This window comes from Trichocoleus sp. ST-U1, from assembly GCF_039961835.1.
Lineage (GTDB): Bacteria > Cyanobacteriota > Cyanobacteriia > Cyanobacteriales > FACHB-T130 > FACHB-T130.
The window spans coordinates 1-15,228 of record NZ_JAMPJZ010000110.1; the positions used below are offsets into that span (position 1 = coordinate 1).

11 protein-coding genes are annotated in these 15,228 nt (G+C 47.9%); 6 read left to right on the top strand and 5 right to left on the bottom strand.

Annotated elements, in window-relative coordinates; genetic code table 11:
* Positions 1–484: 484 nt before the first annotated feature.
* A complete protein-coding gene (locus tag NDA06_RS24170) occupies positions 485–1,405 on the bottom strand; it encodes a bestrophin family ion channel (RefSeq protein WP_190985103.1) in 921 nt (306 codons plus the stop codon).
* 398 nt (positions 1,406–1,803) lie between these two features.
* Here NDA06_RS24170 and NDA06_RS24175 point away from each other — a divergent pair, with 398 nt between their 5' ends.
* From NDA06_RS24175 to ftsH3, 4 genes are all read left to right on the top strand, one after another.
* Positions 1,804–4,008, top strand: a complete 2,205-nt coding sequence (locus tag NDA06_RS24175) for an ATP-binding protein (RefSeq protein ID WP_199324009.1) — start codon at positions 1,804–1,806, stop codon at positions 4,006–4,008.
* A gap of 554 nt (positions 4,009–4,562) precedes the next feature.
* Entirely contained in the window at positions 4,563–5,111 is a 549-nt protein-coding gene (locus tag NDA06_RS24180) for a DUF3124 domain-containing protein (RefSeq protein WP_190428978.1), read from the top strand.
* Between the two features lie 807 nt (positions 5,112–5,918).
* Positions 5,919–6,737: an aminotransferase class IV gene (locus NDA06_RS24185; RefSeq protein WP_190985101.1), complete on the top strand. Its 819-nt coding sequence runs from the start codon at positions 5,919–5,921 to the stop codon at positions 6,735–6,737.
* Between the two features lie 334 nt (positions 6,738–7,071).
* Complete coding sequence (ftsH3, locus tag NDA06_RS24190; RefSeq protein ID WP_190412024.1) at positions 7,072–8,910, top strand: ATP-dependent zinc metalloprotease FtsH3; 1,839 nt, start codon at positions 7,072–7,074, stop codon at positions 8,908–8,910.
* 118 nt (positions 8,911–9,028) lie between these two features.
* Here the strand turns inward: ftsH3 and NDA06_RS24195 are convergent, their stop codons facing one another.
* Positions 9,029–9,802, bottom strand: coding sequence for a hypothetical protein (locus NDA06_RS24195; protein WP_190528079.1), 774 nt, complete (start codon positions 9,800–9,802; stop codon positions 9,029–9,031).
* Positions 9,803–10,104: 302 nt separating this feature from the next.
* Between NDA06_RS24195 and NDA06_RS24200 the strand changes: the two genes are divergently transcribed.
* The gene (locus tag NDA06_RS24200) at positions 10,105–10,674 is read left to right on the top strand and encodes a DUF3611 family protein (RefSeq protein ID WP_190412026.1); all 570 of its coding nucleotides are present in this window, start codon (positions 10,105–10,107) and stop codon (positions 10,672–10,674) included.
* A 76-nt stretch (positions 10,675–10,750) separates the two neighbouring features.
* Here NDA06_RS24200 and NDA06_RS24205 read toward each other — a convergent pair whose 3' ends face one another.
* Both NDA06_RS24205 and NDA06_RS24210 read right to left on the bottom strand, forming a co-directional pair.
* The gene (locus tag NDA06_RS24205) at positions 10,751–11,338 is read right to left on the bottom strand and encodes a hypothetical protein (RefSeq protein WP_190429030.1); all 588 of its coding nucleotides are present in this window, start codon (positions 11,336–11,338) and stop codon (positions 10,751–10,753) included.
* 151 nt (positions 11,339–11,489) lie between these two features.
* Complete coding sequence (locus NDA06_RS24210; protein WP_190682574.1) at positions 11,490–12,296, bottom strand: ion transporter; 807 nt, start codon at positions 12,294–12,296, stop codon at positions 11,490–11,492.
* 214 nt (positions 12,297–12,510) lie between these two features.
* Here NDA06_RS24210 and NDA06_RS24215 point away from each other — a divergent pair, with 214 nt between their 5' ends.
* Complete coding sequence (locus NDA06_RS24215) at positions 12,511–13,797, top strand: DUF389 domain-containing protein (protein WP_190985100.1); 1,287 nt, start codon at positions 12,511–12,513, stop codon at positions 13,795–13,797.
* A gap of 44 nt (positions 13,798–13,841) precedes the next feature.
* Here the strand turns inward: NDA06_RS24215 and NDA06_RS24220 are convergent, their stop codons facing one another.
* Positions 13,842–15,173, bottom strand: a complete 1,332-nt coding sequence (locus tag NDA06_RS24220) for a DUF2254 domain-containing protein (RefSeq protein WP_190985099.1) — start codon at positions 15,171–15,173, stop codon at positions 13,842–13,844.
* Positions 15,174–15,228 lie beyond the last annotated feature (55 nt).

Genomic DNA, 15,228 nt, shown 5'->3' on the forward strand with positions numbered 1-15,228 from the left:
GATCGCTAACGAGAGTGGGTAGTGAAACGCATCTTTTTTGTAAAAATTTATATATAACCATCCTCTGTAATGGCATTTCCCTGGAGCGTCACCCTTCAAAGTTGATAATCTACAGCAATCGGTTGGACTTGCTCTTCGCTAGTCACTACTGGGGCACCTGAAAATGGATGAAAATTTATCAATTCTGCCAGAAGTGCAGCCGCTGTTATAAAGTATAAAACTACACTAAATTTTATGAGCCATGCACCATTCATTGAAGATTTCCTTTTGGGCAGAGTTTAATTTCTTAAACATGATACCAACCTTCTCAAAATCGTCATGTATCTTAAGCAACATTGAAGCGATCGCGCGACCTAATTTTCCTTGAGGATGCTCCACAATGAATCTCCCTATCGCTTTTGAAGGCGAGTAGGAATATTTGTTTCTGTTGTAGACATCCAGTAAAATCGGATTCGTCTTCTGCGATCGCTAGCAGGCTTTTTTCCTATCCTGCTTTATCAATTTTTGTGGTCTTCCAATCCCTAACACTAGGGGCTAGAGAAATTAAATCTTCAATATTGCGCCGCATTGTGGCACAAATCGCATCCAAAGGAAGGTCATTGGCATCGTGCCCAAAAGGATTCTCAATTTCAATCCCAATTTCTTCAATTCCAAACAATGTAAAGCTAATTAAAGAAACCGTTAGCCCAGTCCACCAATGCAACTGTCCAACCATTTGAAACGGCAAAGATAGACAATAGATTAACAGTAACTGCTTGAGATGGATTACATAAGCCATTGGAATTGGAGTTTTGAGAATGCGTTCACAAGCCCCTAAATTGTCTACTAGTAGATTAATCAAATTTTGCAAAGAATTCATTTGATAAACATTCAGGCGATTTCGACCATGTTGTTCTTGTAAATAATCTCCAATCCAAAACGCAACTTCTAGTGGTGGATTGTTCATTGTCTTTAGCTTAAAGTAGCGAGACTCAGACATCAAATCTTCTAGTTCACTGTTGACTGGCTCTGACCTAAGATGCAATTTAGTCGCTACTGAAAAAGCTACTAGAAGCCGTAAAGCAGCTATTTTAGACTCTCTATCTTTCGGTTCATTTTCGTCAACCGATACCCAAATCTGACGAGCCAGGTTGCGGACAGTGTTTACTATACTACCCCAACATTTCCGACCTTCCCAGAACCGCTCGTAAGCTGTATTCGTCCGAAAAACTAGTAATAAACCTAAAACAATATTGGGAATTAAGCTAGCTAAAATTGGCAAAGATACAGCTAATTTAAAATGGTAAAGAACAGAAATAATTAAGCCAAATCCCCCACACAAAAGGGTTCTAGGCAAGACGGCTGGAATGACTGAGCCTTTTAACTGGAAGGTAACTTGAAACCACTGCCATTTCTTTTTATCCATTCAACTTTAACCTCTAACTTTGACTCAGACGCTGAATTACATCCAAAAGATAATACTCGATTTATCCCTGAGAATTCTTTTAGGTTGTAGCATGGTCAGCAAATGCTTCTGAAACAGTCTTGTCTGTTTAGGCGTCAATTGTGTCAACGATGTTCCATTGCGGTTAGGAGTCGGTAAGCGATCGCATTGTTAGATGGTTTCAATCGCGATCGCGCTTCGGAATTGCTAAAAGTATTAATAATTGCAGTATTGTTTACCCGGATTGTGGTAAATTATTGGGTTTTGCTTGAGATTGCCCTAAAATTTAAATAATTATAAAATATAGCGCTCTTTGACAGGCACGCAAAGCTATCTTAGCTGCCCCAAGCCATATTTAAGAAGTGTCTTCTGGAGGTACTTTGACCACTGTTCCCCTGCCGCCTAACGAAATAGAACGCCTAGCGGCACTGCGTCGCTACAACATTCTCGATACACCTCCCGAAGAAAGCTTCGACCGCATTACGGCTCTGGCGGCTCGGCTTTTTGACGTACCCATTGCCCTAGTTTCTTTAGTTGACCAATTTCGAGCCTGGTTTAAATCCTGCTACGGCTTTGATACCCGCGAAATTAATCGTGAAGCAACAATGTGTAGCTTCGCGATTTTGTCTAAGGATGTTTTCGTGGTTGCAGATACCAGAAATGACCCCCGCTTCGCTTGTAAGCCCTATGCAATTAGCGAACCGGGGATTCGCTTCTATGCAGGTGCCCCCCTAATTGCGAAGGATGGCTTTAATCTTGGCACCCTTTGTCTTGTAGATAGCAAGCCGCGCCATGAATTAAGTGAAGAACAGCGAGCAACCCTTGCCGACCTAGCGGCGATGGTGGTTGATGAGCTAGAGTTGCGGCTGGCTGCACACAAAATTGCCCAGATGGATGCTGCCCTCATTGAGGTGACGAAGGGAGTTTCGGCAGCGACAGGGGAGGCGTTTTTCTACTCCCTGGCGCAACACCTCACCAAGGCATTGGATGTTGATTTCGCTTTTATTGGGGAACTGGCGGGGAAAGACGAAGATAAAGTCAGCACGATTGCTCTCTATGCCCAGCATGAAATTGCAGACAATATTGAGTATTCACTGCTGAATACACCTTGCAAACAGGTGATTCAGCAAGGAAAGCTATGCTGCTATCCCCGCAATCTCCAAGCGCAATTTCCTGGTAATTTTTTGCTTGCCGAGATGGACGTTGACAGCTATATCGCAACTCCGCTTTTAGGCTCCACAGGAAGAGTGTTGGGATTAGTGGGGGTGATGGCTCGAAAACCGTTGGAGAATCTCCATCTGGCAGAATCGCTGCTGACAATCTTTGCCACCCGTGCGACGGCAGAACTGGAGCGCAAGCGAGCGGAGGAAGAACGTGCCCGACTGTTGGCTAGCGAACAAGCGGCACGCGCCGAGGCAGAGGCGGCGAACCGTATGAAAGACGAGTTTTTGGCGGTACTTTCTCACGAATTGCGATCGCCCCTCAACCCAATTATCGGATGGTCGGGGATGCTTCGCACTCAGAAGTTGAATGCAGCAACGACTGCTCGCGCCCTGGAAACCATTGAGCGCAACGCTAAGTTACAGGCAGAGTTGATTGAGGATCTTCTAGATGTGTCGCGGATGATTCGAGGCAAACTTTCCTTGAATGTGTGCCCGGTTAATCTGATCTCAATTGTTCAAGCGGCGATGGAGACGGTGCATCTAGCCGCAGCGGCTAAAAGCATTCGACTGGAATCTGTACTCGATCCCGCCATCGGTTTGGTTATCGGCGATCCAAACCGCTTGCAGCAGATTATCTGGAACTTGCTCTCGAACGGGATCAAGTTCACACCCTCCGGGGGACGAGTGGAAATCAAGCTCGATTGCACTGATTCTTATGCCCAGATTGAGGTGAGCGATACAGGCAAAGGAATCGAGGCTGACTTTCTGCCCTATGTCTTCGAGCGCTTCCGTCAAGCTGATAGTACCAGCACGCGATCGCAAACAGGGCTTGGTTTGGGTTTGGCAATTGTTCGTCACCTCACCGAACTACACGGCGGAACTGTCTGTGTTGACAGCCCTGGGGAGGGGCAAGGGGCAATCTTTACGGTGAAACTGCCGCTGATGATGAAGACTGAGTTGAAAGGACTCAAGCCTGAGCTAGAAGCCCCACTTAGTACACAGCCTTCATCAAGCTTCAGCACTGTACTAGAAGGGTTACAGGTGTTGGTTGTAGATGACGAGGCTGATAGCCGAGATTTTCTCGCGATCGCGCTTGAACAGTATGGAGCGAGGGTAACAGCAGTAGCATCGGTACAGGAGGCACTCTTAGCGCTGCAACAGGTAAAACCAGATGTCTTAGTGAGCGACATTGGGATGCCCGATGAGGATGGCTACACGTTGATCGGCAAAATTAGAGCGATGACGCCAGAGCAAGGAGGACAGATTTCAGCGGTAGCACTGACGGCGTATGCCAGAAGCGAGGATTGCGAGCGTGCGATTTTGGCAGGCTTCCAGCAGCACGTCACAAAGCCTGTCGAGGCAGCGGCATTCGCTGCGACAATCGCTAGCTTGGCTAGAAATTCTTTAAATGTAGTTTCCTAGTTGGGGATGCGATCGCATTGTCAGACATATTGTTTGTTAGACAGATGCAATTGCGATCGCGTTGTAACTAAGGTCAATGGCGATCGCATTACGAAATTACCTGCCCAGGCAGGTAATTCTTGTGTTTATGCTGCCTTGGTGAGAATTACTGACATCTTCATTTTATCAACATAATTCTCTGCAAGAAAGGACCGTGTTTATTCGGATGGTTATTCTTTTCTTTACCTTTATGGTTTTGAGATTTCTGGATTCAAGTTAGTTGTATTGGCAACGGTAATTTTTATGAAATATCCAGCATCGAACTCACTAATTGTACAGTGACTTTTTATTTGACGTGGAGACAGATTAGTGTCGTTAAAGAGGCAAAGCTAAACCTGGCTTGCTTTTTCCGCTCAATCTAAATTGGCAATGCTGATGGTCAAATGTAGAGCGTTGAGTAATCTTTCTCTGTAATTCTACAATCGGGAAAGTTTTGCTCAGTGCCACGAAATTGTCTCGAAGTCATTTAATTCGGCACTGTACAATTACCTCTAATAATCTAACAATTACCTCTAATGAAGCTTTATTTGTATTTTTCTTCGACCCTAGCACTCATTGTCCTTGCCTCTTGCAGTTTACCGGGGATTCCACAGAAGCCACAATCTAATATGGGTCAGGTGACTCAACCCCAACTCAGGGTGGTAACGTTGGATGACAATAGTAAGATAGCGATGGGGCAAACTATCTATGTCCCTATCTATTCTCATATTTATTACGAAAACCAGAAGGAAGTTTTATATTTATCAGCCACTCTTAGTATTCGCAATACGGATTTGAGCAATCCCATCATTGTCACTTCAGTGCGCTACTATGATACAGAGGGAAAATTAATCAAGCACTATTTAGATCGCCCTGTGGAACTTGGTTCTCTAGCTTCTACAGATTTTGTTGTAGCGAGAACTGACACCACTGGGGGGTTAGGAGCTAACTTTATTGTTGAGTGGATAGCTAAAAAGAAAGTTTCTGAGCCTGTCGTTGAAGCCGTTATGATTAGTGCTGCATCCAACCAAGGAATTTCTTTTGTCAGTCCTGGTAGAGTTATTAAAAGTCATAACGATAAGTAATTTGTATTATTAGCTTTTTTTGACACAAAAATATACTACCAAAGTTTTTTAACGATTATTAGTTTACTATCAAACTTCTAGCCACAATATCGATAAAAAGGAAAACACGTTAGCTTTCAGTGAGGATAATATCGAAGCTATCCTTTCCCAAAACGCTAAGCTGTTCAGCATTTAGATTGAGATAGCTAAATTACTCAAAGAGAACAGAAATTAACATAGTTGTTGAAGGCGATCGCATCTCCAAAAAAAGTCTTAATACATTGCGAGTCTTGTGCTTAATTTAGCTGGGTTCATCGTCATGAAGATGGAATCGACCTAATCACGTCAATCATTAATAAATTTCGGTTTAATAGCTCCTTGCCGCCTGAGTTGAAACCATTCTGAAAACTCAGGACATCTTTGCTCATCAATCACCTTTTCAACGTTGATGTACAGTGCCAAATTAAATGGCGTCGAGACAATTTCGTGTCACTGAGCAAAACTTTCCCGATTGCAGGATTACAGAGAAAGATTACTCAACGAGCTAGCATTTGACCAGCAGCATTGCCAATTTAGATTGAGCGGAAAAAGCAAGCCAGGTTTAGCTTTGCCTCTTTAACGACACTAATCTGATCTGTCTCCACGTCAAATAAAAAGTCACTATACAGCCTGTAAAAAGGGGGAAGAGAATTCGCATCTATACAGACTAAACCCGACCGAAGCGGGTTTCAAAAGTCTCGCGTTGCACGTACAAAAGGACGTTTGTGTAGCGTTTGTCGCCTTTATGTAGTATATTGAAGTATATTGTATTCACCCAAAGGTGATGAGATGTACTGGTATAACGGCAACCTGATTGAGTCGGGAACCCTGGAATTAGCGATTGACGATCCGGGGTTACTTTATGGAGCGAAGGTGTTTACAACGCTGCGGGTTTACGAGCAGTCGTTGGAGAGTCCGCTGACTAACTGGAAAGGACATTGCGATCGCCTCTGTTGCAGCGTGCAAACGTTTGACTGGCAGCAGCCAGACTGGGAACAATTACGGCAACAAGCAGAAGCGTTAATCCCACACTTCCCCGTTCTCAGAATTACTCTATTTCCCGATGGGCGAGAGTGGATTAGCGGGCGGTTTTTCCCGGATGATTTGACAGAAAGACAAAAATATGGTGTTAAAAGTTGGCTAGCGGCAGAGCCGTTATTTTGCCGCTCAATTCCCGAACACAAAACGGGGAACTACCTACCTGCTTGGCTGGCATTGGGAAAAGCTCAGCAGATGGGAGCGACAGAAGCAATTTTGGTCGATGATAAGGGAAATTGGTTAGAAACCAGTACGGGCAATCTTTGGGGATGGCGGGATGGTAAGTGGTGGACGCCGCCTCTAGATGCTGGAATTTTGCCGGGAATCGCGCGATCGCAACTGATCAACTGGCTGGCAAGTCAGAATCTAACCCCTGGACAAGTGCCTTGGGATGCTGACTTTGTGAAAGGATTGTCAGTTCTTGCTTATAGTAATTGCGTGGTGCAAGTCGTTCCGATCCATACCGTTCTTTGCCAAGAAGGTACTTTGACTTTTGACCCGTTACACAGCAGCCTAGAGCAATTGCAGAGCTTATTTCAGTGCTACCAAACCCATCAAGCTTCCCCCTGAGCGTAAAAAGCTCGACGACTGAAGTCGCGACTCCACAAACGAACCCTGTCTTTACAGGCTAGGAGACAAAGCCTGCGTAGGCAGGCTTTGTCTGTGTAGTCCCACCCTTCTAGGGTGGGGGACTATGTTGTGTAGCCCCATTTCTAGGGTGTGGGAGTAGATTGTTCCGGCTAGGATGGTTGTTTTTGTGGCGACGGTTACGATGAAGATAGATGACGTTGTTGAAGGTTTCTATGAACCAACCGTGTCAAGGAATTCTGAGACGGGTTAACATAAGTTAATACAAATAAAAATTCAAAGCGTCCCCATATCCTAGAGCTTAGGAGGAAACTCGGTGAACAAACGGTGGAGAAATGCAGGGCTGTATGCGCTGCTAGCAATAGTTGTAATCGCCTTAGGAACAGCATTTTTAGACAAACAACCCCAAAGTCGGGAAACCTGGAAATACAGCAAGCTGATTCAGGAAGTTCAAGACGGTCGGATTGAAAGAGTAGGTCTTAGTGCCGACCGCACTAAGGCGCTTGTTACAGCACAAGACGGCAGCAAGATCGTCGTTAACCTGCCTAATGACCCAGACCTGATTAGCATTCTGTCCACCAAGGGTGTAGACATTTCAGTTTTGCCCCAGAGCGATGACAGCTTCTGGTTCCGCGCCTTGAGCAGTCTGTTCTTCCCCGTTCTGCTTCTGGTTGGATTATTCTTCTTGCTACGACGCGCTCAGAGTGGCCCAGGCTCTCAAGCGATGAACTTTGGCAAATCCAAAGCCAGAGTCCAAATGGAGCCACAAACCCAAGTAACTTTTGGGGATGTCGCTGGCATTGACCAAGCCAAGCTAGAGCTGAATGAAGTCGTTGACTTCCTCAAGAACGCCGACCGCTTCACCGCCATTGGAGCAAAAATTCCCAAAGGCGTGCTGCTAGTTGGACCTCCGGGAACGGGTAAAACGCTGCTCGCTCGCGCAGTTGCTGGGGAAGCAGGCGTGCCTTTCTTCTCTATCTCTGGTTCTGAGTTTGTAGAAATGTTCGTCGGTGTCGGTGCATCTCGCGTGCGCGACCTGTTTGAACAAGCTAAGGCAAATGCTCCCTGTATCGTATTTATCGATGAAATTGATGCCGTGGGGCGTCAGCGGGGTGCAGGTTTAGGCGGCGGTAACGATGAGCGGGAGCAAACCCTCAACCAGTTGCTGACCGAGATGGACGGTTTCGAGGGCAACACGGGAATTATTATCATCGCTGCTACGAACCGCCCAGATGTACTTGATGCAGCACTGCTGCGTCCGGGTCGCTTTGACCGTCAGGTGGTCGTGGATCGTCCCGATTATGCCGGTCGCTTGGAGATTCTCAACGTTCACGCCCGTGGCAAAACGCTGGCGAAGGATGTGGATCTTGAGAAGATCGCTCGTCGTACTCCTGGTTTTACGGGTGCTGACCTCTCCAACTTGCTCAACGAAGCAGCCATTCTGGCGGCTCGTCGCAACCTGACCGAAATCTCGATGGATGAAATCAATGATGCCATCGACCGGGTGCTAGCTGGCCCAGAGAAGAAAGACCGGGTGATGAGCGAGAAGCGCAAAACCTTGGTGGCTTATCACGAAGCGGGTCACGCTCTCGTCGGTGCCTTGATGCCAGATTATGACCCGGTGCAAAAGATCAGCATCATCCCTCGCGGTCGTGCGGGTGGTTTGACTTGGTTTACACCGAGTGAAGACCGGATGGATTCTGGTCTGTATAGCCGCTCTTATCTGCAAAATCAGATGGCAGTTGCCTTGGGCGGTCGGCTTGCTGAAGAAATCATCTTCGGTGAAGAAGAAGTGACAACGGGTGCCTCGAATGACTTGCAGCAGGTGGCTCGTGTGGCGCGTCAAATGGTGATGCGGTTTGGCATGAGCGATCGCTTGGGACAAGTTGCTTTAGGTCGTCAGCAAGGCAATATGTTCTTGGGACGCGACATTGCCGCCGAGCGGGATTTCTCGGAAGCAACTGCGGCGACGATTGATGATGAAGTCCACAATTTGGTGGATCAAGCTTACCATCGTGCCAAAGCAGTGCTGGTGAATAACCGCCACATCCTGGATCAATTGGCTCAGATGCTCATTGAAAAGGAAACGGTAGACGCTGAGGAACTGCAAGAGGTTCTGGCGAATAACGATGTGAAGATGGCAGCGATCGCATAATTCGCTAATTGCTCATTGAGCGTCAAAAAATTGGGGCAGTTCTAGGATATTTTCTAGAACAGCCCCGATTTTTTTGTTTGCAAAGACGCTTTGGTTGCAAACAAAGCTCGGCACCGCTTCACAGTTCCAGCAGCAGCGCGGCATAGATACCTGCACCCAGAGCGAAAGCCCAAAAGCGGCTATCGCGATCTTCCGGGAGTTCTTCCTTCAGCACGTTCAGGACGACTCCTCCGGCGAGGAAGGCAAACAAGACAGCGATCGCTGCCTCGTGAATTTCGGTTCCGCTCCCAATGACCCATCCCACGATAATCGCCGCCGCCAGTATCCAGCGCCCCTTCTTGTGATAGGCATCCTTATGGTGTTCGCGCAAGCCGTTGTCGTTGACCATGAAATGCAAAGCCATTGCGAAGAAAAACAGAAAAAGACTTTGAAAACCCGGTTCCTCCGGGTGGATTAACAGGTAGCCGATCAAAGCATTGTAAACGGCGAATGAAGCGATGTGCGGCCAGAAGACCCCAGCTTCTGTAACATCTCCATTTCCCGCCTTTTGGTTGCGCTGGCGCGACAGTGTAGCAGCTCGCTCCAGTCCATAAAACACGCTGACGCCTATGAGTGCCACCAGGTAAACGTGGTGTTCCAGAAAGGCAAACCCCCCGTCCAACGTCTCCTTAACTGTCTCCTGTGCCTGACTCAGTTCCGGGAGGATATGGACGAAAATGTAGGCGACAGATACGCCACTCCCGATAGAAAGCCAGATACTGCGAGGGGTGGCATCCAGAAAGCGCAGCTTACCGGAGTAGAGATGCACCAGAGCCAGACCGACTGCAAGGATTGCAGACAGGAAGCGTACATCAGGATTGAATACCGAAGACTCTGCAACTGCCAACAGCATCTTAGTTGAGAAGAGGGAATATTTTTTAGAATGAATATCTTGACTAAAAAGACACGCCACTCGTCAATAGCGGCTCTGAAATCAGTGCCCTTGCTCTTTAGCTTGATAGGATTTGGGCACTAAGGCGTCCTCCCCTTAGCCGATTTTTCTGATTCTTCAAGTTTTAAACAAGTTGATTGACCGATAAATTTTCATCTTTAGGCAAGGGATCGGTTCTCTCTCTAGGTGGGCGTATAACCAGAGCCAGTAGAGGTAGTGTTCTGGTGTGGGGTATCAGCTCCTTTTTGCAACATGAGACAGATATGCAAACTCACTCAGACACCCACTCACCTTCCCCAACTAAACAAAAAATCTCCAATATTTTTCGTCTGGTAGGCTGGATTGCCTTCTGGGTCGAATTAGGATTGGCAGTTGCTTCTGGCATCGCTTTATTATTTGCTATCTCTGGTCGTAACTTTGCCAATGAAGCAAATCCTGCCCTAGGAGTCGGTATATTTTGGGCAATTTGTGGACTTTTCGCACTGTTATTCGGTGTCTTCTTAGCTTTCCGCTACACTCGCATCGCTAAAGGTTTAGCAAATCCTAATTCGGCTGTGCATCCCTCCAAAGCCGATACCGTTCAAGTCCTGCGACTAGCGTTAATTACAGGCTTGGTGGGGATTTTGTTATGTCTGTTGGGTGGTGGAGCGAGTATGGGAGTCTTACTAGCAAAATCTGTATCCCAACCTCCAGGTGTGGCAATCACCGACCCCTACAAAATCATTCGGGCGCTTGATGTTTTTGTGGTGTTAGCGAATTTTAATGGGATTGCCGGTCACTTTGTAAATGTTGTCACTGCTCTAGGGCTGCTCAAGTGGGTGCATAATCAGTAAGAATTTCCCCCACCTCTGGGTCTTTGGTTTATTGCTGATGACTAATGACTCATGGCTTACAACTCATTAAAAATTTTTAACGGCGGCGCTTTGGTGATACTGATTGATCTTCGACAGTTGATTTTGGATGGACTCGCTCTTGTAGCGCCCACACGCTTACCAGTGCTGCCGTTAAAGCTCCAATGGTGTCCATAATCAGATCCACGATGGTGTCATCAAGGTCATTGATCACTTGCACCACCCATTCAAATATCTCCCAAAGAGCGCCGATGGCGATTCCGAAGCTAGAGATCGTTAAGATATACAGCAGTCGGTGGTAGCGGAACGGAGTCAGCATTGACTCATACACGAGAAAACTCAGCGCCAGCGTTACGGAAAAGGTTGTAAAGGCATGAGCAATTTCATCGTAGGGTCCCGGTGGGTAAAATAAGCCCCAAACCCAGCCACCTGCATTGATCAACGCTGCGATTACAAACAGAAAATCGAACAACGTTGGCAGTTGATTTTCCAGGGTCACAAACAGAAACGAAGCAGCCAGGAAGCAGGCGAGTGTAAATGAACCCACCCAGTTCCGGTGATACAATTCAACGGCGATCGCGATCGCGAGTAAAAACTGTCCAACCCAAGCGGCGATTCTATACCCTCGCCAATTGCTACTCAGCATTGCTTTTTCCTCATAAATGGGTCATGGGTAAAGAGAGTTTGCAGTATTGAGTTTTGAGTTAGAAGAAAGTTTTTTAATTCAAGACTTAAAACTTTTTCCCAATTAGTCATTACTAACAAACTATAAACGAAGCAATTAATTCAATTTCATATCATGCTTCTGGTTTCTGACGGGAAAGCGCCTGAATCTCAGCCCGCAATGCAACGATTTCTTCATGCAACGCGGCGATAGATTTAGCACCTGCTACTTCTGCTTGTTCGTCTTCCGCATCGCGTCCGACAAAGAAGGTGGCGAGGGTTGCCGTTACATAGCCAAACACTGCAAAAGCATATAACGATAGGATCAAGCAGAGTACCCGACCTTCTGGAGTCTGAGGCCAGTATTCCGATCCCATCGTTGTCATAATCATTGCTGTCCACCACAGTGCAGCACCGTAGTCATTCAGTCCGCGCCCATCAGGGGTATTGCTTTCAAAAGCATACATCCCTGCGGCTCCCACCAGCGTCACCACCAGCGTCAGCGCGATGATGTAGCCAAAACCACGACGACTCATGCTGGCTCGGAGCGATCGCATACCGCGATTCAGAGAACTGATGACACGTACCAGTCGCAGTCCCCGGCTGGCTCTCAGTAAGCGAAACACGCGGGTAATTCGGAAGACGCGCAACGCTGGCAACAGCAAGGAGAGGGCTGTGAGCCAGTTTTGCTTGAGATAGATAAATTTGTAAGGAGCCAGAACCAATCGTAAGGCGAAGTCTAGGATAAAAACGATCCAGATAAAGTTGCTGATGATTTCCAGCAGGGGATTTAAGCCCCAAATTAGTTCGACGACCAATAATGCCAGCCACCCAAAGCCGAGCAATAGCATGGGTGTTTCTAGCCAGTCTTCCAACTGTTGCAGAACCTCACCTTGTTCTTTTTTGAGTTCCCGTTTTTCAGATGGACTCAGATTGCTCATAAGATTTTTGATGACTCCTACAGCGGTTTTGAAAGCGCTTGCCGTAAAGCTGAGCCAAGGGTACAGCGGTCAGACTGTGGGCAAATATCCAGGTGCATAGAAAACCCCAGCAGAGATTAGTAGAAAAGTAGTGAAATATTCCTCTAGCTAGAGAGCGAACTTCCATACTGTGCGAGATGGTACAAGGGACGCAGACTTAATATAGCCAGCCGCAATGCGCCAACTACTTGTACAGGTTCCCCGTGGGTGTGGGAAAACAGTTCTGGATATCGCCCAAGCTTGTGACGGAGCAAATCTTTCCCAGTTTGAAGCGACTGGAGCTGATGAATCGTTAGACGTGGTAATCGTCCACGTGCCGAATGGAAAGGTTGAGGAACTACTCGAACAGTTGCAATCGGTGCCAAAATTGCACGTCACGCTGCTTCCGCGTGGAGTCATCGCCTTGCAGCCACCGCCTTTTAAAGCAGCGCAGCAGGTAACAGATGTGCAGGCACGCAGTCCCATTGAAATTTTCCTCTCCGGTCTGCAAAGCGTTGGCTCGTGGAAAGGGTTTCTGGGCTATGCCGCGGCGGCGGGTGTGGTGGTCTGGATCGGCTTGTTCACCAATACTAGCTATCTTCTCGTCGCTGCCATGCTGATTGCACCGTTTGCGGGGCCAGCGATGAATACAGCGATCGCTACGGCACGCGGCGATGGAGAACTTCTCGGACGGAGCCTTTTACGATACTTTTCAGCCCTGGCGGTAACAATCCTAGTCACTGGGGCACTCACTTTGATTCTGCGGCAGGAAGTGGTGACATCCTCCATGAACGCAACCAGTACGGTTTCGGCAGTAGCCGTTCTGCTGCCACTGGTCGCAGGTGCGGCAGGCGCTCTGAATCTTGTCCAATCGGAAAGAAGTAGCCTTGTGTCTGGGGCAGCGGTGGGAATGCTGGTTGCCGCTTCACTGGCACCGCCTGCCGGAATGGTGGGGATGGCAAGCGCAATGGGTCGCTGGGATATGGCTGTAAACGGCGTCTTTGTGCTGTTGCTACAACTGGTTGGGATTAATCTATCCGCCTCCCTGATGTTCCGCGCCTATGGTCTGTCTGCTCAAGGTGCCCGCTATAACCGTGGCAAGCGCTGGATATTTCCATCTGCTTTTGCAGCGACTGCTGTAGCGCTCTTGGGCTTGCTGACTTGGCAGTTTTCCAGCTCCCCGGAACTTCAGCGCAGCAGCCGCGAACAGCGTGCCGTTGCCCAAATCCAGAAGGTGGTGAATGATAGCGGTTTGGCGAAACTGGTGGAAGCCAATGTTCGGTTCACCGCCACGAATATTAAAGGTCAGAACACGCTGTTGGGTACGGTTTATGTTCAGCGTCAGGCGGGTGTTACTGAGTCTTCGGAAGAAATTCGCTCTCGCATGACGCAGACGATTCAAAGGCAATTACTTGACAAAGGGTTTAACGTCACACCTTTAATTGATGTCAGCGTTCTGGAAGCGCCGCAATCGGAAAGTTAAGTTATTTTCACGCTAAATTTCAAGCTAAATATGAGCAGCGTCATTTAAAACTCCTTTAGCGCTTTCACCGCTGCCAAATATCGCTCCTCAATATCCTTTCGGTCTAATTCCTCCGATACTTCTTCACGGCTACTGCGCTCAATCATTTGGGCATGACGCAGCAACGCCGCCCGGTCTTTTTGGTTGCGGGTGTGGGTGGCGATGAGAGCGATCGCTTCCAGCAATCGAATTCTCACTGCTATATCCGGTTTGCTGTACTGTCGAATCTGGTTAAAGGCAGCGTCAACTAATTCTGCAAACGTCACCGGATTAGCGATCGCTCGCAGGTTGTTGTCGTTGTCGTAGCGGTAGGGCGAGGGAAAATCTCTCTCCGCCAGACGGCAAAGTGCAGCGGTCATCTGGTTAATACACTGGATCGCCGTGAACGGATCGTTGATGCCAGGAGAAATGGCACGAGCGGCAATTTCAACTAACTGATTAATGGGGAATTCTATATCCTGTTGTTCGGTGCGTTGCTCGCCAAAAATAAATGCTTGGTTCAGGTGGTGGATGAGTTTTTTATTCACCCGTTCTCCAGGCCAAATCATCACCAGTTCGCTTCCTTCCACAATAAACTTGCCAGGACGATATTTCAGGCGCAGGAGGAGGTCTTTTGAGGTGGCGATCTTCATTAACAGCTCGTCATCAATTGCTTGAAGATAACCGCTTTCTTTCGCCAAGATAGGAGTAGCTTCCTTCTCAAACCCGGCGGGGATTTCCGCCACCGACCGTTGCTTTGGTATTGATTTACCCTGCCCGATCTTCTGCGGAAACAAGCGATCGATGGCATTGTCCAACTCCCTGCCAACGTCTCTGATGATATGGGATGCCTGCATCGAGGTTGAGACATGATGGATAAAGTAGATCAGGACGCCAATACTGGCGAGCGCTAGCACCATGCCGATTGTGACGGAGATTTGCGGCACAAATACGTTGTAGTCATCTCCCCGCACAGTTCGCAGTACCAGCAAGCAGTAGATGAATGTACCGATAAACGTGCCCAGGACGACTTGATTGCCCGTATCCTGCATGAAGTTCCGCATCAGTCGCGGACCGAATTGTGAGGAAGCGAGAGTGAGGGCAACAATTGTAATCGAGAAGGCAGTACCAGCAACGGTAATCATCGAACCAGCAACAGATGAAAGCAGCGTTCTCGCCCCATCTGGCCCGCCGGTGTAGATCCAGCCCAACGACTCTATCGGGCCAGATTTGGCTGCTCGATCAAGGCTTAACATTCCGAATGCCAAGGCGATCGCGCTGAGCGCCATCAGCGTTGGTACGAACCAGTAGCTGGAGTGGAGCGAGTCCCAAAGTTTGCCCAGCTTGATGTTTTTCATCAGTTATTTTTCATTAATTATCGTCGGCAGTGTGAGGGCGATCGGGGTTCTCGTC

Excerpts from the sequence above, each read along its gene's own strand:
- NDA06_RS24205 (WP_190429030.1), bottom strand. The coding sequence starts at position 11,338 with ATGCTGAGTAGCAATTGGCGAGGGTATAGAATCGCCGCTTGGGTTGGA.
- NDA06_RS24200 (WP_190412026.1), top strand. The coding sequence starts at position 10,105 with ATGCAAACTCACTCAGACACCCACTCACCTTCCCCAACTAAACAAAAA.
- NDA06_RS24170 (WP_190985103.1), bottom strand. The coding sequence starts at position 1,405 with ATGGATAAAAAGAAATGGCAGTGGTTTCAAGTTACCTTCCAGTTAAAA.
- NDA06_RS24220 (WP_190985099.1), bottom strand. The coding sequence starts at position 15,173 with ATGAAAAACATCAAGCTGGGCAAACTTTGGGACTCGCTCCACTCCAGC.
- NDA06_RS24210 (WP_190682574.1), bottom strand. The coding sequence starts at position 12,296 with ATGAGCAATCTGAGTCCATCTGAAAAACGGGAACTCAAAAAAGAACAA.
- NDA06_RS24215 (WP_190985100.1), top strand. The coding sequence starts at position 12,511 with ATGCGCCAACTACTTGTACAGGTTCCCCGTGGGTGTGGGAAAACAGTT.
- NDA06_RS24195 (WP_190528079.1), bottom strand. The coding sequence starts at position 9,802 with ATGCTGTTGGCAGTTGCAGAGTCTTCGGTATTCAATCCTGATGTACGC.
- NDA06_RS24185 (WP_190985101.1), top strand. The coding sequence starts at position 5,919 with ATGTACTGGTATAACGGCAACCTGATTGAGTCGGGAACCCTGGAATTA.
- NDA06_RS24180 (WP_190428978.1), top strand. The coding sequence starts at position 4,563 with ATGAAGCTTTATTTGTATTTTTCTTCGACCCTAGCACTCATTGTCCTT.